Origin of the sequence: Nocardia sp. NPDC060255, from assembly GCF_042727395.1 — a bacterium.
GTDB lineage: Bacteria > Actinomycetota > Actinomycetes > Mycobacteriales > Mycobacteriaceae > Nocardia.
The window spans coordinates 63,617-82,681 of sequence record NZ_JBHXAU010000020.1 but is presented as its reverse complement, the minus strand read 5'-3'; the positions used below and the strand labels follow the sequence as shown (position 1 = coordinate 82,681).

General features: G+C 65.6%; 20 protein-coding genes. 10 read left to right on the top strand and 10 right to left on the bottom strand.

Annotated features, from left to right (window positions below):
- Window positions 1–102 precede the first annotated feature (102 nt).
- Window positions 103–969 carry an SAM-dependent methyltransferase gene (locus ACFWF1_RS30720; RefSeq protein ID WP_379281398.1) on the top strand — a complete coding sequence of 289 codons (867 nt, stop codon included), beginning with the start codon at window positions 103–105 and terminating at the stop codon, window positions 967–969.
- 15 nt (window positions 970–984) lie between these two features.
- Here ACFWF1_RS30720 and ACFWF1_RS30715 read toward each other — a convergent pair whose 3' ends face one another.
- Window positions 985–1,344, bottom strand: coding sequence for a helix-turn-helix transcriptional regulator (locus ACFWF1_RS30715; RefSeq protein ID WP_379281399.1), 360 nt, complete (start codon window positions 1,342–1,344; stop codon window positions 985–987).
- 194 nt (window positions 1,345–1,538) lie between these two features.
- On the opposite strand from ACFWF1_RS30715, the gene ACFWF1_RS30710 reads away from it, so the two are divergent.
- On the top strand, window positions 1,539–1,901 hold the full coding sequence (locus ACFWF1_RS30710) for an STAS domain-containing protein (protein ID WP_379281400.1): 363 nt from the start codon (window positions 1,539–1,541) through the stop codon (window positions 1,899–1,901).
- Between the two features lie 21 nt (window positions 1,902–1,922).
- On the opposite strand, the gene ACFWF1_RS30705 is transcribed toward ACFWF1_RS30710, so the two are convergent.
- From ACFWF1_RS30705 to ACFWF1_RS30670, 8 genes are all read right to left on the bottom strand, one after another.
- A complete protein-coding gene (locus ACFWF1_RS30705) occupies window positions 1,923–3,605 on the bottom strand; it encodes an ABC-F family ATP-binding cassette domain-containing protein (RefSeq protein ID WP_379281401.1) in 1,683 nt (560 codons plus the stop codon).
- A 45-nt stretch (window positions 3,606–3,650) separates the two neighbouring features.
- Window positions 3,651–4,724, bottom strand: coding sequence for a hypothetical protein (locus tag ACFWF1_RS30700; RefSeq protein ID WP_379281402.1), 1,074 nt, complete (start codon window positions 4,722–4,724; stop codon window positions 3,651–3,653).
- A gap of 14 nt (window positions 4,725–4,738) precedes the next feature.
- Complete coding sequence (locus ACFWF1_RS30695; protein WP_379281403.1) at window positions 4,739–6,868, bottom strand: hypothetical protein; 2,130 nt, start codon at window positions 6,866–6,868, stop codon at window positions 4,739–4,741.
- Window positions 6,869–6,902: 34 nt separating this feature from the next.
- Complete coding sequence (locus tag ACFWF1_RS30690) at window positions 6,903–8,927, bottom strand: hypothetical protein (RefSeq protein WP_379281404.1); 2,025 nt, start codon at window positions 8,925–8,927, stop codon at window positions 6,903–6,905.
- Between the two features lie 110 nt (window positions 8,928–9,037).
- Window positions 9,038–9,697: a guanitoxin biosynthesis heme-dependent pre-guanitoxin N-hydroxylase GntA gene (gntA, locus tag ACFWF1_RS30685; RefSeq protein WP_379281405.1), complete on the bottom strand. Its 660-nt coding sequence runs from the start codon at window positions 9,695–9,697 to the stop codon at window positions 9,038–9,040.
- A 15-nt stretch (window positions 9,698–9,712) separates the two neighbouring features.
- Window positions 9,713–10,120, bottom strand: a complete 408-nt coding sequence (locus ACFWF1_RS30680; RefSeq protein WP_379281406.1) for a hypothetical protein — start codon at window positions 10,118–10,120, stop codon at window positions 9,713–9,715.
- Window positions 10,121–10,212: 92 nt separating this feature from the next.
- Window positions 10,213–11,559 carry a S8 family serine peptidase gene (locus tag ACFWF1_RS30675; RefSeq protein WP_379281407.1) on the bottom strand — a complete coding sequence of 449 codons (1,347 nt, stop codon included), beginning with the start codon at window positions 11,557–11,559 and terminating at the stop codon, window positions 10,213–10,215.
- Window positions 11,560–11,733: 174 nt separating this feature from the next.
- On the bottom strand, window positions 11,734–12,660 hold the full coding sequence (locus ACFWF1_RS30670; protein WP_379281408.1) for a LysR family transcriptional regulator: 927 nt from the start codon (window positions 12,658–12,660) through the stop codon (window positions 11,734–11,736).
- A gap of 136 nt (window positions 12,661–12,796) precedes the next feature.
- Here ACFWF1_RS30670 and ACFWF1_RS30665 point away from each other — a divergent pair, with 136 nt between their 5' ends.
- From ACFWF1_RS30665 to ACFWF1_RS30645, 5 genes are all read left to right on the top strand, one after another.
- Complete coding sequence (locus ACFWF1_RS30665) at window positions 12,797–13,024, top strand: hypothetical protein (protein ID WP_379281409.1); 228 nt, start codon at window positions 12,797–12,799, stop codon at window positions 13,022–13,024.
- A gap of 81 nt (window positions 13,025–13,105) precedes the next feature.
- Complete coding sequence (locus ACFWF1_RS30660) at window positions 13,106–13,558, top strand: SRPBCC family protein (protein ID WP_379281410.1); 453 nt, start codon at window positions 13,106–13,108, stop codon at window positions 13,556–13,558.
- 185 nt (window positions 13,559–13,743) lie between these two features.
- Window positions 13,744–14,394 carry a transcriptional regulator gene (locus ACFWF1_RS30655; RefSeq protein WP_379281411.1) on the top strand — a complete coding sequence of 217 codons (651 nt, stop codon included), beginning with the start codon at window positions 13,744–13,746 and terminating at the stop codon, window positions 14,392–14,394.
- Entirely contained in the window at window positions 14,391–15,359 is a 969-nt protein-coding gene (locus tag ACFWF1_RS30650) for an ornithine cyclodeaminase family protein (RefSeq protein WP_379281412.1), read from the top strand. Before ACFWF1_RS30655 ends, ACFWF1_RS30650 begins: the two co-directional genes overlap by 4 nt.
- Window positions 15,356–16,495, top strand: coding sequence for a DSD1 family PLP-dependent enzyme (locus ACFWF1_RS30645; protein ID WP_379281413.1), 1,140 nt, complete (start codon window positions 15,356–15,358; stop codon window positions 16,493–16,495). Before ACFWF1_RS30650 ends, ACFWF1_RS30645 begins: the two co-directional genes overlap by 4 nt.
- 73 nt (window positions 16,496–16,568) lie before the next feature.
- On the opposite strand, the gene ACFWF1_RS30640 is transcribed toward ACFWF1_RS30645, so the two are convergent.
- Window positions 16,569–17,105, bottom strand: a complete 537-nt coding sequence (locus ACFWF1_RS30640; RefSeq protein ID WP_379281414.1) for a GNAT family N-acetyltransferase — start codon at window positions 17,103–17,105, stop codon at window positions 16,569–16,571.
- A gap of 194 nt (window positions 17,106–17,299) precedes the next feature.
- Between ACFWF1_RS30640 and ACFWF1_RS30635 the strand changes: the two genes are divergently transcribed.
- The 3 genes from ACFWF1_RS30635 to phnH are packed head-to-tail and all read left to right on the top strand — an operon-like array spanning window position 17,300 to window position 19,065.
- Window positions 17,300–18,058: a GntR family transcriptional regulator gene (locus ACFWF1_RS30635; RefSeq protein ID WP_379281415.1), complete on the top strand. Its 759-nt coding sequence runs from the start codon at window positions 17,300–17,302 to the stop codon at window positions 18,056–18,058.
- The gene (locus ACFWF1_RS30630) at window positions 18,055–18,492 is read left to right on the top strand and encodes a phosphonate C-P lyase system protein PhnG (RefSeq protein ID WP_379281416.1); all 438 of its coding nucleotides are present in this window, start codon (window positions 18,055–18,057) and stop codon (window positions 18,490–18,492) included. The genes ACFWF1_RS30635 and ACFWF1_RS30630 overlap by 4 nt, the downstream gene beginning before the upstream one ends.
- Window positions 18,493–19,065, top strand: coding sequence for a phosphonate C-P lyase system protein PhnH (gene phnH / locus ACFWF1_RS30625; RefSeq protein WP_379281417.1), 573 nt, complete (start codon window positions 18,493–18,495; stop codon window positions 19,063–19,065). It begins immediately after the preceding gene.

Genomic DNA, 19,065 nt, shown 5'->3' with positions numbered 1-19,065 from the left:
CACCTGAGTACGGATATATTCGTTGGGCGCGTGCGGCGGTGGTACAGCAGCCATAGTGGAGCCACCGTTCGGCCGCAGGGCGCAGGGCGAGAGGACGTACCCATGAGCTCGGGTAATAGGGGCGGTCCGGCGGTTTCGTTCAACCGCCCTTCTTCGGCGCGGGTGTATGGGTGGATGCTCGGCGGGAAAGATATTTATCCGTCCGACCAAGACATCCTGCTCTACATGTTGGGCCGATTTCCGGAGTGCGTCGATATCGCGCGGCAGAACCGGCAGTTCCTGTACCGCGCGGTCCGTTACCTGGTGCAGGAAGCGGGGATCAGCCAGTTTCTCGACATGGGGTGCGGGCTGCCGACGGATAACAATGTGCATCAGGTCGCCCAGCGGTTCGATCCGGACGCGCGGGTCGCCTACGTCGATGCCGACCCCATTGTCCTGGCGCACGGCCGCGCGCTGCTGGCCGATTCCCGGGCGAGCACCACGGTCGTGACAGCCGACATGCGCCTGCCCGAAACGATTCTCGCCGATCCCGATGTCGAAGGCCTGATCGACTTCACCAAGCCGGTCGCGGTGCTGTATCTGTCGGTCGGCCATCATCTCAAGGACGCCGACAAGGTCGGCAAGGGTGCGCGACGTGTGTTGCGGCACATCATCGATACGGTCGCGGTGCCGGGCAGTCACCTCGTCTTCTCCCAGGTTGTCAGCGACGACGCCGAGCTAGGTAGGTCGTTCGCCGCGAAGATCGACAACTCCGGCATCCCGTGGCAGAGCCGCACACCTGCGGAGGTGGACGCGCTGTTCGACGGTCTCGAACCGGTCGACCCGGGTCTGCGCAATCTCGTCGACTGGCGTCCCGACCCGAACCAGCCGCCGCTGCAATCGGTACCGGAGCCACTGCTCAAGTACGTCGGTGCCACCGAGCGTCGCACCAACGTCTATGAATACGGCGGAATCCTGCGCAAGCCCTGAACGGAACTGCGTTCGTTATCCTGTTGTCTCGCTGTGGCTTTGGCTGGTCTCACGCAACGCGGAGTTGTCGCCGCGCAGGCGGTCGTTGTCGGTGTGCAGGTTGGCATTGGCGTCTTCGAGGTCGAGGATGCGGGCGATGCCTGCGAGGTTGACGCCCGTCGCGGCCAGGGTGGCGATGCGTTGCAGGCGGGCGATGTCGTCGCTGCTGTACCGGCGGGTGCCGCCGTTGCTGCGCGCCGGGGTGAGGAGGCCGTGGCGTTCGTAGAGTCGCAGTGTTTGCACGCCGATGCCGGCGAGGTCGGCAGCCACCGAGATTCCGTACACCGCTTGGCCGGGCTCGGGCAGGTGTGCGCCTTGCTGGATCTCCTGGGGCATCGCTCTCCTCATCTGTAGGTACTTGTCAGGTTTTCTATTCTAGGCACTTGCGTTGACTTGTCGATAGTGCTACAACAAATCTATTCCAGATGGCATAGGTTATCTGACCTGACGATGAAGATGGTGATGCCGATGGACACCTGGCCCGCGGAACTCAACGAAACGCGCGGTGCCACCGCCGCAGCGGTAGCGCGATGAGCGCCGAGTCTCGCGCGTTGCAGGTGCAGCTGAACTGGGTCGACTCGGCGGCGATACTGACCGTCGGCGGCGAGGTCGACGCGGCCTCGGCGCCACAGCTGCAATCGGGCATCGAGGATGCGCTCGGCGCCGAACCGGCGCTGCTCGTGGTCGACCTGTCGGGCGTGCGGTTCTTCGGGTCCGCGGGGCTCAGCGTGCTGTTGTTCGCGGTGGAAGCGGCCGCGAAGGACGGACTGCGAGTGGTCGCGTCGGCGCAGGTGCGACGCCCGATCGAAGTGACCGGGCTCGACGGGATACTCGACGTGTTCGACTCCTTGCAGGACGCGCTCGCCTCGGGTGACACCCCGGACGTTGCTTGAATGCGCCACTGGCGCAACGCCTTACCGTGAGCGGTGGACTCGCGTCTCATCCCAGACCGGTGTGTCGCGTTCGTAAACGGCACCGTCGGAACCGAATACGAGGAAACGGTCGAACTCGCGGGCGAACCAGCGGTCGTGCGTGACGGCGATGACCGTGCCCGCGAACTCGGCGATGCCCTGTTCGAGCGCGTCGGCGGAGTGCAGGTCCAGGTTGTCGGTCGGCTCGTCGAGCAACAGCATGGTGACCCCGGACAGTTCGAGCAGCAGGATCTGCAGCCTGGCCTGCTGGCCGCCGGAGAGTTCGTCGTAGCGCTGCTCGGCGGCGCGGGCGAGCCCGTATCGGTCCAGCACCCGGCTGGCGGCCTCGCGGCCCATGCCGTCACGGTGTTCGTTGCCTAGATGCAGAATCTCCAGCAGTGTTCGGCCCGACAGATCCGGCCGGGAATGGGTCTGTGCGAAGTAGCCGGGGCGGACCCGGGCGCCGAGCGCGGCGGTGCCGGTGTGCGGCACGGGCGCGAGGTCGATGTCCTGGATGGGCCGGTGTGCGAGGTCGGGATCGGTGCCACCCGCGGCGAGCAGCCGCAGGAAGTGTGATTTGCCGGATCCGTTGGCGCCCAGCACCGCAACGCGATCGCCGTACCAGATCTCGGCGTCGAACGGCCGCATCAATCCGGTGAGTTCGAGTTGCGTGCACACCAGCGAGCGCCGACCGGTCCGGCCGCCGCGCAACCGCACGGACACGTTCTGCCGCAACGGAACCGACTCGGGCGGGCCCGCCGCCTCGAACTTGGCGATTCTGGTCTGCGCGGCGTGATAGCGGGCCGCGATACTGTCGTTGAACTTGGCCTTCTCCCGAAGGCGGAGCACGAGCGCACGCAATTTGGCATGGTCCTCGTCCCAGCGTCTGCGCAGCTCGGCCAGGCGCGAATTGCGGTCCTCGCGGGCCTGCTGATATCCGGCGAAACCGCCACCGTGAATCCATGCGGTCGCGCCGTTGACGCCGGGTTCGAGGGTGACGATCCTGGTGGCGGCGTTCGCGATCAGCTCACGGTCGTGGCTGACGAACAGCACCGACTTGTCCGATTCGGCGATCCTTCGTTCCAGCCACTGCTTGCCGGGCACATCCAGATAGTTGTCCGGCTCGTCGAGCAACAGCAACTCATCCGGTCCGGCGAACAACGCCTCCAGCACAACCCGCTTCTGCTCACCGCCGCTGAGCGTGCGCACGGCCCGCCATTTGGCCTGATCGAACGGCACGCCGAGCGCGGCCATCGTGACCCGATCCCAGAACGTCTCGGTCTCGTACCCGCCGACATCCACCCAATCCGTCAGCGCATGCGCATACGCGAGCTGCGTCGCCTGCTCGTCCTGTTCGATCAGCGCGTTCTCGGCGTCGTCGAGCGCGGTCGCGGCCTTGCGAACCGCGTCCGGCGCAACCGCCACCAGCAGGTCACGCACGGTCGAATCATCATCGACCTGACCCACGAACTGCCGCATCACGCCCAGACTCCCGGACCGGGTAACCGCACCGCCATCAGGAGTCAGATCGCCGGCGACAAGCCCGAGCAACGTCGTCTTCCCGGTCCCGTTCGGCCCGATCAGCGCCGCCTTGACCCCCTCGCCGATCCGAAAGCCGACCCCATCGAGCAGCTGTCGCCCATCGGGGAGAAAGTATTCGAGATCCGCGATATCTATGTGCGCCATGGGACCCCCAGCCAACCCCACCGACCCCACAACCTGCAACCCAGTTTAGATTCCGATGTCGAGGACGGTCAGGTAGCTGTTGATGTCGTCGTTCACCGCTGCGCGCAGGTCGTCGAATTCCGCTTGGACGGTCTGCTGGGTCGAGATCTGGCCGGACAGTGTCGATGAGTGCCGGAGTACGGATCTCGACGGTGCGCGGGTGGGCTTCAGGGTTGGCCCGTTCGGTCCGTTGTCGAATAGCTGGTCGGCGACCATCTCGAAGACGGTTGCCGGGAAGGCATCGCTGTGGTCGAGCCAGTTGTTCAGGGTGGCTTCGACGGGGTGCTCGGTGGAGTCGGTGATTGTGTGTTGGATTGCGTTGGTGGCTCGGCCTGCTCGGTAGACGTCCGTTGCGGTGACGCTGCCGTCCGCTGTGCAGGCGGTGTACAGGCTGTCGAGATCCACTTGCAGCTCGACGGTGAATGATTCTGTGCCGGTGTCGAATTGCTCGGTGAGAGTGTTGGTCACCGTGATCGGTAGCGCGGTCGCGTTGTGCAGGCTTCGCACGATTTCCTCGGTGGCGGCGGCGTCGCAGGAGACGAGAAAGGTGTTGTGGGCGTGGATTTCGATGCTTCCGGTCGCACTGTATTGGGCGGTGAGCGTTATGTTGCGGGAGAGGGCTCGGGTGTGGGCCGCCGTGCAGGACACGGCATTGCGAGTGATCGGTACCGGCACTAGTTCGGGAGTCGGTGCGTTGGGGCGGTAGTTGACCAGGTGCGCGATGCGGGCGGGTGGGTCGGGATGATCGTGGCGCACGATCTTGCCGAGGATCTCGGCCGGCACGGACTCGGGCAGGGCAAGAGTGGTGGCGAAAGTGCAGGTGCCGCCGAGGTATTCGATCGCCGGGGCGTCGGGGCGGGGCCGCTTGGCGAGGGCGGACATCGAGAAGTCCAGCTCGGGTCCGACGTCACGGTGGGCCAGGAAGACCGTCGCGGGCTGGAAGTAATACCGGGTGGGCTGGTCGGCGGCCGCGAGTTCGGTATTGCGTGCGTCGGGGTAGACGCGGAGGTCGAAATCGGTGGTACCGAAGGGGAATACGAGAGCATCCGGCCCGAAGAGGGGCCCGGCGGGGTCTGGCATGGTGGCGTCTTTCGTCAAGTGAGCGTGTTGCCGGTGACGACGAAGATCGGTTCGTCGACGAAATCGTGAGCACGGCTCACCGCTCGCGGGCCCGCGGTGGTGGTGAGGGTGAACACGACGGTGCAGTTCAGGCCGGTGACGGCGGAGCCGAGCGGAATCAAGACGTGCACGAAGTCGATCGGATGTCCCGGGCTCAAGCTGAGTGCGGGTATCGCGATCCGGGGATCGTCGTCGACCGAGATCTGAATGTCCATGCGGGTGATGCCGTCGGCGTCGAAGTTCAGTCCCGCGGCGTTGATGGTGAGCGGATGCTGCACCTGCTGGATGGTGGTCGTATTGAAGGTGACGTAGTTACGCATGGCCGACTTCGGCAGTGGTACCGGAACATTGAGAGTGCGCGAAACGACGGCGGCGGTCGCTTGCGCGGCATCACCCGGCAACGTGCTCGATTGTTCGGCGGCCAGCACCCGGTCGGACAAGCCGATGACGGTCGGCTGGGCCGGGCCGAGTAACGCGAATCGGTGCAGCACCAGATCGAGCGGCCCCCGGTTGGTGGCCTGGACTACCGGAGTGGCGGCCGAGACGATAGTGGCGGTCAGATCATCGGAGTCTGCCGTTTGGTACAGATTGAACACCGCCTGAGTCCGTACCAGCCCGGGGAACGCATCGTCGAGCCGGATCGCGAGCGCGCCGAACAACGGTGCCGGCCCCCTAGTGGCGAGCTGTTGGAGGAACAGGTTGACAGTGGTGGTGGCCGGCGTGGGTTGGCTGTCGGTGATATCGACACCGACCTGCACTGTGTGCGCACCTACGCCGTCGGCGAAAGCCGCTGTCGCGGCGGGGAACCCGTCCAGTGTCCCGGGATGACGCGGATCGAGCCCGGCCGGCAGGGTGAGCCGCAGCCGTCGGCCAACGGCCTCCGGTATGCCGGGGAGGTCGGCGGCCAACTGCGCGAGATCGATCGGATCGGCCAGCGGCGCGAGCAGGAAGGTGAAATGGAAGCGGCAGCCGGTGAGCGTGTCGGGCGAGTCGTCGACGATGGAATCACAGACCGCGGCAACACCTTTGGCGCCCCGAACGATGCCGTAGGCCGCGGGCACCGCGACTACGGTTCCGCTGACCTGACCGAAGTAGAGTCTGCGCAGCGATGGGTAGCGGTCGGAGACATTGCCGAGCGAGGTCAGTTCGCGATATTCCGAACGGACGCCCGCGAACTTGCTGAGATCAGAGCTGTCGATGATGGGCCGAGTAGTGCCGTCAGCGGTGATCGTGAACCGGCTCCGATAGGTGTCGGTCGCGAACATGAGCCTGAGCGCGGTCGATCGGTGGAAAAGCGCGGTCACCGGCATGAATCGGAACGATCCCAGGACCGGCTGCGTGGGTTCGCCCCCGCCGTGTTCACCGTCACCGAAGACACGGAACTGGTAGCCGTGGAAGATCGGCCCGTGTATCGGGAACCCGACGTCGGGAGCGGTGAGCAGGACCATCTTGTAGACGCTGTAGCTGGCGGCGATCTCCACTGTGGCGTTGCCGCTCCGGGTCAGGTGCACGTAGGCGGCCTCTACCGCATCGCCGATGAGATCGAAAGTCGCGCTGATGGTTCCGGCGTCGGTATAGCTCGCGCCGCTCGTCGCGGTGAGCATCTGCGGGTTCCCAGCGGAGTCGGTCACCGGTAACGACAGCGTGAACTGCCGGACCGCCAGGTCGGCGACCAATCGCGGCGGCAGGCCCGCAGATCCGCGGTAGAGCGCAGCGATGTTGTCCGGCATCATCACGCTTACCGAGAACGTCAGTTGCGCACGGTTGAACGGATCGCCATGCGGATCGACTCCGGACTGGACTGCGGTGAAGCTGAACGTCGGATCGTCGGCGACCAGGGCGAACGCGGGCAGATACCAATTCGGACCCGAGACACTGTCCAGCAGACCGGGAGTGCCGCTCTCGTAGCGCAAACACGGGATATCCCAACCGTCCTGCGGGTACGGCATCGGGTACAAACTGGTGTCGTAGATACCGGGGCCGATCCGGGCGAGCAGCCACGGCGTCGCCCCACTCGCGACGAACTCGTCGAAGGCGTAGTCGATCAAAAGATCACGGTCACCCTCAGTGCCGCCGCCGACCGGCTCGATTATGGCATCGGGCATTGTCTTCTCCGTAGATCCGTTGTGTCGCAAGCGATCAGGCGCTGGCGACAGCCCGGTTGACGTAGTCACGGATGGCGGCGACCTTATCGGGCGGCGCAGCCGGCAGTGGCGCGTCCAGCAACGGAACGTATTTGATGCGCCCCTGCGGCAGTGGAACTTTCACCGGTGTCGCGGTGGAGTAGATGATGGTTTCGTCGAGGAAGTCCGGACCGTCGACCACCACCTTCATGGTGTAGCTGAATTCGCTCTCGGCGTCGTACTTGTCGGTGAACACCTCCCACAGCGCGTCGGCCTGATTCCCCTGGTGCACCGAGATGGGCGGGTAGGTATCCGCACCGATAGTCGGCGTGATCGACACCGTGATGTTCGGCGGCAGTTTCGCCGGATGCGGGAAGAACCGGACGAAGATATAACCGACCGCGGCGGCGGTGAGAATCTGGCTGTGGCTGGTGGTCAGCTCCTCGATTTCGGCGATCGCCGGATCGTGCGGTGCGATCGCGGCCGAGAGATTCACCCGCGGGTCCCGGCCGTCGAAGATCAGCTTGCGGCGCACCTTGACCTGGTCCGTCGGCCAGCCGGGCACCGGATTGTCCAGGCGCAGAAAGGAAATGTTGACGTAGTCGGACTCGTTGGCGTCGGTCCAGATCGCGGGCGACACCGGACCGCGCGGTGTGACCTGGCCCGGAATATAGTGCTGGCCCTGGGCGAGCGTGGTCAGATTGGGATGACCGTCCTCGACCGAGCGGGCGTAATCGGGATAGCTGACCTCGATTTGCGCGGCGCGCAGCGGATCGCGCAGCTCCGATTGCGCGTTGAAATCGATCTGGCAGGCGGCGGCCACCTGAATCTTCTTGAAGAACTCGCCGATATCGATGATGAACAGATACCTGTCGAGGTGCGCGCGCACCGCGGGCAGCAGATCGTTGAGATCGCCGCTGACGGTCTGGCTCACCGCGATGGTCTCATCCAGGATGAGCGTCTGGTTGAAATGGATGGCGCGCCGCTCGTAAGTCGACTTGAGCGAAACCGAAGTGCCGCCGAAGACTTGGCTGAACCAGCCGCGGTTCGCCGCCGCCTTGCTGTCGGTCTTGCTCGGATCCCAGTCGAAGATCTCCTGCTTGACCAGATCCATCGCGGTCTTCTTCATCAGGTCGACGTTCTCGGTGACCCATTTCTTGGTCTGCTCGTCGAGAATCGCACCGTTCTGGGTGATGTGCGTGGTCACCCCGCCCGAGGTGACGCAGGAACTGTAGGCGTATTCGGCCTCGAGGTCGGTGATCCCGAAGAACGAACCCGAGGACACCGCGGCCGAGAACGAGTCGTACACCTTGTCCACGTCGATATTCACCACGACCGTTACGCCGTTGATGTAGAACGCTTCCTGCAAGGTGTTGGCGACGGTGAACGGCGGTGAGGTGCCCGCTTTCAGCGCGCTGGCGATCGCGCCCGCGGCGACCAGGTTGCAGCTGATCAGGAAGGTGGAGATGCCGTGCTGCTCGATGCTGCCCTTGCCGCTGTACTGGGCCGTCATTTTCAGCAGATTGCCGACCGCGGCGGGGTCGGGCACCGAGCACACCACCGCGCTGTCGGTGATCGGGACGATACCGAGCACGGGGGCCGGGTCGTTGGCCTGATAGTTGAAGTACTGCGCGAGCCGAGGCCCAGGCATGCCGTGCTCGTGCTGCTGCAGTTTCTGTAGCACGCCCTCGATCACACTGTCCGGAATCGCGAAGGTAGTGGAGAAGGTGCAGAACCCGCCGCCGATCTCGGTCACCGAGTCGCGCAGTTCTTCCGGGGTGACGCTGGATTCCTCGTCGAGCAGGCCCTTGAACAATGTCATCTGGAAGTCGTACTCGTCGGGCGTATCGTGCTTGCGCGCCAAGTAAACTCGCGACGGCTGGAAGTAGTATTGGGTCGGCTGCCCGGCCTGTCGTAGTTCGGGATTGTGTGCGTCGGGATAGACCTGCACGTCGTATCTTTTGCCGGTCTCGTCGTTGACCGTTACAACGACGAAGTCCGGACCGAAGAGCGGTCCGACTCCGGAAACGAAGTCTGCCATGTCGAAATTCCTGCCGTGGTGTTGCTTGTGGTCCTCGTACGGCCCCGACGTCCGGTGCGAGATTATTGAGATAGCGTGATCCTGATCGGGCGGACCAGCGCGAGTAGCGACTACTCGCTTTTCGGGCGAAACGGGCAAGTCCAGTCCGGATCCACCGCGCGACCGGAATACTGACGAGCTTGCGATCCGGTCGCGGCATCGAGCATCGGGTTCACCGAGCCCTGTAGTGCGATGTCACGGGACCGGATGCGCCGTTTGAACGGCTCCAGCAGGCCCCGTTCGCGTAACCGCGCGAATTGCGTATGGGGGTTGAATACCAGAGTGGGCCAAGGGAATTGGCGGGCCGTCCGGGACGCGAGCGGATGCAGGCCGACCACATAGTAGGCATGCCCGCCGATACTGAACGAGAACCACGGATCCGCCGGATCGGAGCTGGCCTCGGAATCCCAAGGGAAGGACCGGATGTCGAAGTCGTGCAGGTGCTGCAGCTGCCGCCACAGCAGGTCTTCGAAATGCGCTTCGGACGTAATCGGTGGACCGGTGAACGCCGCGACGAACGAGGCGAACCCCGCCTCGGGCAGCTCGTGCGCGAAATCGGCCAGATCACGACAGCCCACGCGGGCGCTGGCCGCCGCGCCCAACTCGTCGTAGACCCGGATCCGGCAGAGGTCGCGGCGGACCGAGGACCTGGCGCCGACGCACGGAAAGCCCTCGCGCAGTACGGCTTCCCGGAACAGCGCCGGTATCATCGGCCGTCGATCCGCCGTCATGACGTCGGTCGCGAGTCAGAACCGTCCGGCGGGCGCTGCCGCGGGGACGGTCAAGGTGCCGGTCAGTGCGACCGCCTGATACTGCGGTGCGGCATCGCCGCCCGCGTCCGGGTAGGCGAGCACCATGGCGCCGGTCGCGGCCAATTCCACTGCCGCCGAATCCGGTTCGGGTGCGTCCGGCAGATAGACGGTGACCTGTGCGGTGCGCACGATCGGTCCACCGCGCCCGGCGCTGCGGTGCTCGATGGTGCCGGTGAGCACGCTGCCGGTGCCCGGTTCGTGGTCGGCCGGCGTGCTGTGCACCTGATGGGTGCCGCTGAACGAAAAGGTATCGCCGAGCACGATTTCCAGGTCGCCGGACGCGGCCGCGTAGGTGAGTTGGAGATCGGTACCGGCCAGGGTGTAGGTGGCGTTGGTAGTCATGGTGAATCCTCGGTTGGCATCGGATGTTGCTTCAGGAACGCTAGGTGCGCGGCGGAGCCGGCACACGCGTAGTCGGCTACTCGTCCGCGTTATCAGGGCAGCGGGCCGTCGATCACGCGGTCAACTGCGGCTTTGGCGTCGACGATGCCGTTGCCGTACACGGGGTTCGGCCAGGTCCAGCTGGGGTCGGGGACGTTGTGACTGGCCGTTTGCTCGATGATCTGCTTCACCTGACGCGGGGTGAGATTGATGTTGCAGGAGTAGAGCAGGCCCGCGATGCCGGACACGAAGGCGGCCGCCGGCGAGGTGCCCGTGGCCTCCGTGTATTGCGGCGAACCCCAGGTCGAGTACAGGTCGAGCGTCTTGACCTTCGAGCCCGGCGCGCTGACGCTCATGTGGTTTCCGGTATTCGACCCGCTAGTCGGGCCGCCGATCCACTGGAGGCGGAGTTTGGTGACGGCGCCGACGGCGATGACGCCGTCGTAGGCGGCGGGATAGCGCAGGATGTTGGAATTGTCGTTGCCCATGCCTGCGACCACGGTCGTATTCGCTTGCAGGGCATAGTTGACCGCGTCCCTGAGGTGCTTGGTGTCACCGATCAGGCTGACCAGGCTGATATTGGCCACCTGTGAGTACTCGCCCGCCCATTGGATCGCCTTCGCCATCTCATCGGTATTGCAGCCGCTGCCGACGCCACCGGACGGGGTGATAGTGCGGCACACGACCCTGGCCGCCAGGAGGCGGCAACCCCACGTCACCCCGGCGATGCCGATGCCGTTGTCGGTGGCGGCGCCGATGATGCCCGCCATGGACGTGCCGTGCCCGAGCTCGTCCTGGGGGTCGTCGTCGGGCGAGGTGAAGTCGCCGACCCGCTGCGAGCCGTAGCCGACGGTGGGGTTCTCGCAGAAATCCCAGCCCTTGCCGCGCGTCGAGGTGCCGAGCCGGGGCGCGAGATCCGGGTGGTTGCTGTCGCAGCCGGAGTCGATGATCGTGATTTTTACTGTGTCGGAACCTTTTTGGCGATCCCAGGCGAGTGGCGCGTTGATCATGTCCAAGCCCCACTGGTCGCCGTAGCTCGGATCGTTGGGGATGGCCGTGAGGTCACAGAGGCCGGCGGGCTCGGCGTGGGCGATCTCGTCCAGCTGGATGAGCGTCTCGATCGTGGCGTCGATGTCGGTGTCCTCGGACAGCCGGATCACATAGGTGGCGAGCATGCTGCTGATCAGGTCGGGATCCACTTCGTAGGGCTCCACCTCGGCGTAGAGCCGGATGACCGACTCCACGGGCAGCGATGCCAGGACGCCGTCGACGGTTTCGATCCCGAAACCGATATAGGCGCCCCCTTCGGCCGTGTCCGTGATGACGTCTGAGACAAGAGCATTCGCATCCGCAGTAAGCTCTACGACCACCTTTCCCGGTGCATAATCTTCCACTGACATTTCGATCCACCTATCTGGTCTTGCGATATCGAGAAGCGTGCGATCACGCCTCGGCGAGCCGAGTTTCTCGTTCACGACCGTAGGTAGCTCAAAGAGCCGGAAATAGCGTAGACAGGTACTCGATTTCTCGACCTAGTGTCAGGACGCCTTGAATTACTCGTCCTGGTGGATTGCCTAGGTCACCGAGTCGGTGGGCTGACGGTTCGACTGGTCGGCGGCGGCGCGGCGAATGTGGTCGGCGAGGGCCGCGAGCGCGGTCGATGAGGCTTTGGCCGTGGCGCCCCACGCCAGGAGGTGGTGGCGACGCGACCAAGCGTCCGAGAGTTCGCACACCTCGACGGATGGGTCGGCGACGACCGCGTTGCGCGGCACGATGGCCAGGCCGACGCCCGCGGAGACGAGGGTGATCACGGTGGTCAGGTTCGCGACACGGGTGCGATAGCGGGGGAGCGGGCCGCCGTGGGTGCCCGCGTTGCGCTCGATCCACTGTTGCAGCGAGGAACTGGTGTCCAGGCCGACCAGTGGATGCTCGGCGACCTCCCGGTAGGTGGAAGTGGTTCGCCCGGTGAGGATTCCGCCCGCCTGGCCGATCACCACCAGCGAGCCGTCGCACAGCGGCTCGACCTCCAGGCCGCAGTCGCCTGCCTCGTTGTCGATCAGGACGCCGAGATCGGCCGCACCGTCGGTCAGCATCCGTACCATCTCGGGCGTACGGCGTTCGGCCACAACGACATCGATGCCGGGCTCCGCGCGCAGAAACGAGATCAGGGCTTGCGGGATGATCCGGTGCATCGCGCCGCCACCGCCGAGCAATGTCACCGAGGCCTCGGGTGAACTCGTGTATCCGGCGAGGGCGCTGTCCAGTCGGGCCGTGTGCCGCAACACCTCTCGCGCGTGCCGCGCAAGCGTGGTGCCCGCCGGTGTCGCCCGCACGCCGCGTCGACCGCGGATCAGTAGAGGAAGGCCTGCCTGATGCTCCAGCGCGCGCACCCGGGCGCTGGCCGACGGCAGGCTCAGATGCATCTGCCGAGCGCCCGCCGTGATGGATCCCTCCGTGACGATGGCGAGAAACAGCCGGAGGTCGACGAGGTCGTATTGCACTTCACGAGCCTATGCCGCTGCCTAAGGCTTGGTGCTTGAATTGCGCATTGTGCGGAGGCCAGCCGTTCGGCGACGCTTGTGTCTGGCGTGCTGTTTTCGAATCCTCAGCCGCAATGAACGCTGATAAGGAGGTGCTGTGGCGACGCATCCTGCCACAAACCCTGATGGACTGCTGCCTGCCGAGCCCGCCGATGAATCTGCCGATTTCGCACGGCTACTGCGAATCTCCGGCCGCCGAGCACTCTTCCTCGCAGCGCTCGCTCTCCTGATCGGCACGCACCTGTTGGCGTTGCTCCTCGCGGTGGCCGGCATCGGACTCCTCGTCGTACCCGTGCCCGGCCCGCCGGATCGCGCCTCGCACTGAGGATTCGGCTGCTGCGAAGATCATTGTGGCGGAAGTACTACTGGACGTAGTATTGGCGAACCTGCTGGGGAGAGGTTCGCCATGGAAACCATCACTATCGAACGTGTCATCGCAGCACCTGTCGAGGATGTCTTCGAGTGGCTCGCCGACGCGAGTAACTACCCACGCGTCACCTGGGTTGTCTTGCGCCAGCGGCTGGCCACGCCGGGCGAGGATGCGCCGTACGGCCGCAACGCGATTCGCAAGCTCCTCTGGGTGGTGGGGTGGTTCGAGGAGCGGATCACCTCCTATGACCCGCCACATGAGTTCGGCTATCTGGTCGAACGCAGTATTCCGCCGTCGCGTCACGAAGGCGGAAAGTTGACGTTCACCGCGGTGCCCGGCGGCACGCGGGTGGTGTGGACGACGACCGCGGAAGTGCGGCTGCCCTTCGCGGCGACGCTGACCCGTGTTCTGGTGAAGCCGGGAGTGACCTTTATCTTCGGGAAGGTGCTCGCCGCCGCCGAGGCCGACCTGACGAAGGGCTCACGGTAAGTACGAACGTGGGCAGTCGCGCGAGATAGCGCTGAGTCTCACCAACTTGCTGAACGGCGGGGTGGCTTTGTCGCGCTCGTTGTGTGACACTTTGTTCAGAACTGGACACTTTGTTAAGGAGTCATCGGAATGGTTGCGACGCTCGTGCCGGCGGTATGTCTGGGCGGCTTCGGGATGGCCGAGGGGTGAGCACTGCCGATGCGGTGTTCGCCGCGATGTGGCCCCTGGTCGACGGCATCGCGGCGACCTTCGGGCGCAGCTGCGAGGTGGTGTTGCACGACTACCGCGACCCGGAGCGGTCCGTGGCCGCCGTCGCCGGTTCGGTCACTGGCCGCGAAGTCGGCAGTGCCATGAGCGAAATCGGTTTGCGGGTGCTGGCTGCGGGGGCGGAGGCGCGCAACGAGGTCGGCTACCTCACCCGCGCGCAGGACGGGCGGTTGCTGAAATGCACGACGCTGCCGCTGCACGCCGACGGGATGTTGATCGGCGCGTTGTGCATCAATATCGACGTCTCGGCCATCAATCGGGCCACCGGCGTGTTGTCGGATCTGCTCGGGTTATCCATGGTCGCGGAGGCGCCCGTGCCCGCGACGGATTTCTCCGGGGATCTGAACCAGGTGCTCGACTCCCTGATCGAGCGAGCCGAGCGCGTCCACGCGGTGCCCGCATCGGCGCTGGGGCGCGAGCAACGGCTGGAACTCGTCTGTTCGCTGAATGACGCGGGCGTCTTCGCGCTGCGCGGCGCGCCCGCGCGGGTGGCCAAGCGCCTCGGCATCTCGCGAACCGGCCTCTACAACGACCTGGCCACGGTGAAGAAGGACAGCGAACAGCCATGACCGACACCGCCTTTCGGGCAACCCGCCCACCCGCCGACGCCCCGGTACTGATCACCGAGTCCGTGTCTGCGTCCCTGATCGATGAGGAACTCGCGTTGCAGGCCGCGCGCGAGGCCTTCCTGGCGAGCGCGACGGGAACCGCGTTTCCCGTGGTGATCGGGCATCGTGCGCCGGCCAACCGGTTCACCCTGAAATCCGGCACGGCGGGCGATCTGGTCGGCGTCAAAATCGGTAGCTTCTGGCCCGGCAACGACCAGATCGGGATGCCGCGCCACAGCTCGACCATCGTGCTACTCGACCCGGCGACCGGTCGCTTGGCCGCGGTGGTCGAGGCCGCGACCGCCAACTCCTATCGCACCGCTGCCGCAGATGCACTCGCCGTCGACACGCTCGCACGACCCGACGCGCGCACCCTGACCGTGATCGGCACTGGCAACCAGGCTCTCTATGAAGTGCGTGCTGTCACCCGGATTCGACCGATCCAGCAGGTCTTCGTGGTCGGCCGCCGCCCCGGCGTCGCGCGCGACTTCGCCCAGGACGTGACCGCGTACACGGGTCTGCCTGCCGAACCGGCCGAGACGCGAACCGCGGTCACTGCCGCCGACATTGTGGTCACCGCAACCACTTCCCGCGAACCGCTGTTCGACGCCGCGTGGATCGCACCGGGCACCCACATTTCCGCGATGGGCGCCGACGGTCCCGGCAAACAGGAACTGCCGCCAGAGCTGTACGACCGGGCGCGCTTGTTCTGCGACCTGCCGGACCAGTCTCGATCCATCGGCGAATTCCAGCACGCGAGAACAACACCCACCGCGCTGGCGGCCGTGCTCACCGCTGCCGCCGAGGGCCGACGATCACCCGAGGACATCACGGTGTTCGACAGCTCCGGTTTCGCGCTGCAAGACCTTACCCTCGCGGCCGCCCTGCTGCGGCGGTACACCCACAACAGCCAGGACAACTCGTGATCACGCTGACCGCTCCCGACACTCCCTTCGCTGTCGTCGACACCGCTCGACTCGACCGCAATATCCAGCGGCTGCACGATCACCTGGACACTCTCGGCGTACCACTTCGACTCCATGTCAAGACCACCAAGTCGACCGACATCGCCCAACGCGTGCACAAAGACGGACCAGGGCCGATCACTGTTTCCACTCTTGGTGAGGCCGAATACTTCGCCGACGCCGGTTATTCCGACATCCTCTATGCCGTTGGTATCGACCCGCACAAATTGCCCCGCGTCGCCGCACTCATCCGCCGCGGCGTCATTGTCACTGTCCTGCTGGACAGTTCAGCCCAAGCGCAGGCGGTCACCCGCTTCGCCAACGACCACAGCATCCGGATCCCGACGCTGATCGAGATCGACTGCGACGGACACCGCGGCGGCATCACGCCCAACGACCCGGCCTTGGTCGAGATCGGCCGGATCCTCGACGACAATCTCGCCGGTGTCCTCGGCCACGCGGGCGAGTCCTATTTCGCGTTCACCCCCAATGCTTTACATAAAGCCGCTGACAACGAGCGCGACGTCACGGTCGCCGCGGCAAACGCTCTCACCGCCGCGGGGCTGTCCTGTCCGATCGTCAGCATCGGATCGACCCCGACCGCGCACCGTGCCACCGACCTCACCGGCGTGACCGAGGTCCGCGCGGGCAACTACGTCTTCTTCGACCTCGTCATGGCAGGACTCGGCATCTGCACGCCGGACGATCTTGCCTTGTCGGTAGTCGTCACCGTCATCGGGCATCAACCCGCCAAAGACTGGATCATCACCGACGGCGGCTGGATGGCCACCTCGCGCGACCGCGGCACCCAGAGCCAACCGGTCGACCAGGGCTACGGACTCGTCACCGACCTCGCGGGCCGTCTCATCCCGGATCTGCTGATGACCGGAGCCAGCCAGGAACACGGCATCCTGTCCCGCCGCCCCGGCACCACCGGATCCCTGCCCGACCTTCCCGTCGGCACTCGCTTGCGTATCCTCCCGAATCACGCCTGTGCGACCGCCGCCCAGCATCACCTCTATCACGTGGTCAACAGCTCGACGAGCCCCGCCGTCCCCACCATCGACGCAGTGTGGATTCGCCACAACGGTTGGTGACGACTGAGTCGTACTGCCGTAAGTACTTTCGTCCTGTGTATGGCGGTGCTGGTGCACCGTGAATTCTGCACCGTCAACGCAGTTGCTTATGGAAGATCAGGAAATCGCACGGGGTGGCGAGTAGCGGGACCAGGTGTGGATAGTCTTGCTCCAGTTCACCTTTGCGCTCGAGGTTGTAGCCGAGGCGCAGGTACCAGTTGCGCAGTGACTCCTTGACCGAGTGCGTCCAACCGCGCGGTACCAGAAGTTCCAGCTGAACTGTTTCGGCGCCCTGTTCGGCGCACCATTGCTCGGCGAAATTCACCAGCGCCCGGCCGATTCCGGTGCCGCGCTGGTCGGGGGCGCACACCAGCATGCCGAATTCGCCGATGCCGTCGCCTAGTTGCTGCACGCGCACGGCGCCGGTGATCCGGTCGTCCGAACCGCGAGCGGCGACGATCTCGCCCGCCGTGATCAGTGCTGCCAGCTCGGAAGGCGTTGTGCGATGGTAATCGTCGCACCAGATGCCCGCTTCGGCCACCGTGTAGACGCGGTTGATCAGTTCGCTCAGATCCGCCACCAGCGCGGCATCGTCGGCCGCTGCCGCGGGAAGTATCTCGATCGACACCATCGGTCCCTCCTTCGATTCCAAGATCGACAATAACGCGTGCCATCGGCGGTGTGGGCGCGCAGACCAGCGGCCCCGGCGTAGCCAGAGCGGCACCGCGCGTTCTCCAGACAACTTGCCCGCGCGTTCAGTGGAGTTTCCGCCACGGTTACCTACGGTGCAGTTGTCCGTACAACCCGTGCGGTCATTGTCGTGTCATGACAGAGCAGCGGTACCGAGCGATCGCGGACGAGCTGGAATGCGAGATCGCGGGCCTACGTCCTGGCACTCGGCTCGACAGCGAGCACACCCTGATGGCGCGTTTCGGCGTCAGCCGGGCCGCCGCCCGCGCCGCGGTGCAGGAATTGGAGCGCCGACTGCGGGTGCGGCGGGTGCGCGGGTCCGGCACCTTCGTCAGCGAACGAATCGACTATGTCATCTCCAGCGACCGGCGGCCGTCCTGGCATCGCACGGTGCTGGCGGCCGGTGCTGAGCCGCGCTCCGTTGTCCTCGAGTGGGCGCTCGCCCCGCTCCCGGCGGAGTGCGCGCAACGGTTGGAGGTCGCCGACGGCACGGTCGCGCATCACATGCTCCGATTGAGCTTCATCAACGACGTCGTCGCCGCGTGCGGGTCGGAATGGGTTGTCTACGAGGCTGTTCCGGATCTGGCTGCGGGCATGCGGGTCGAGGAGTCGCTCGACGAGGTGCTCCGGCAAATGGGTCATGTGCGCGCGGTCCGGTCCTGGTGCCGGGTCGCCTCCGACATTCCGACACCCGAGGTACAGCAGCGGTTGCAGCTGATCACGGCCGCCCCGGTCTGGGTGGTCGAGTCGGTCAACCGGGACGCCGACACCGGCAAGCCACTCACCTACAGCAAGTCGTGGATGCGCGGTGATGCGGTGCGCGTCGTGATGGAGATCGGCTCCCCGGATCCCGCCAATTCCGCTAACGAGATGAAAGAGGTTGTCCAGCAGTGAGTTTCCCCACCTACAGTCGCGAACGCGTCGCTGAGCTGCTCGCCGCGGCGCCGGAGCGTGACCTCGTCGAACTGGCCGATACGTGCCTGGCCGACGGCGTCGAATTCGCCGTGCTCACCGCGCCCGAGGTCGGCTCGGTCGCCGCGCAGGTGCGCGAGCCGATCGCGCACGACCGCTTCTTCCTCGGCGCCGTCCTGGCCTGCCGGGCCGAGGTGCTGCTCGGCGGAACCCGAGGCTGGGCCATGCGGATGGGCGACAACCGCAGGGCCACGCTCGCCGCCGCCGTCTGCGCGGCCGAGGTCGACGCTGAGCGCCCGCAGCGCGAGCGAGTGCTGGGACTGTGCGCACGCGTCGACGCCGACCAGCGCCTGGCCGAGAGCGGCGAATGGATCCAATTGGCCCCCACCATCGTGCAATTCGAGGAGCTGACCTAAATGAGTGTGACCGCTCTCGGCGCGGCACTGCGACCGGACCAGACGCAACGCGTCTTTCGCGCCGTGCTCGACGCGTTCGCCCGTCCGGGAATCGCAGTGACCTTGCCTCAGACCGATTTTCCGCCCGCGTTGCTACCGGTCCTTTCCCTGGCCGACCTCGAGACCGGCATCCATCTGCTCGAGGACGAGGGCTGGGACACCGTGGTCGCGGTGGCCACCAGTGCACCTGCTGCCACTCTGCAGACCGCGAAATACGTCACCGCACTACGCCCGCTCACTGCGACCGAGCTCGGCGACGTCGCCGTCGGCACCGCACTCAGCCCGGAATCGGGGGCGACGGTGATCTGCGCGGTGGGCGCGCTGAGCGGCGGGACCAGCGTGCGGCTGACCGGTCCGGGCGTGCGTGCGCCGATCGAATTCGCCCCGGCGGGAATCGATTCCGAGCTGTGGGTAGTGCGCGAACGGCTCGTCGCCGGGTTCCCGGCCGGAATCGACCTGTTGCTGATCGATTCCGACGGCGGATTGGTCGGGATCCCGCGTTCCACCGTCGTCGACACCGGAAAGGCCAACTGA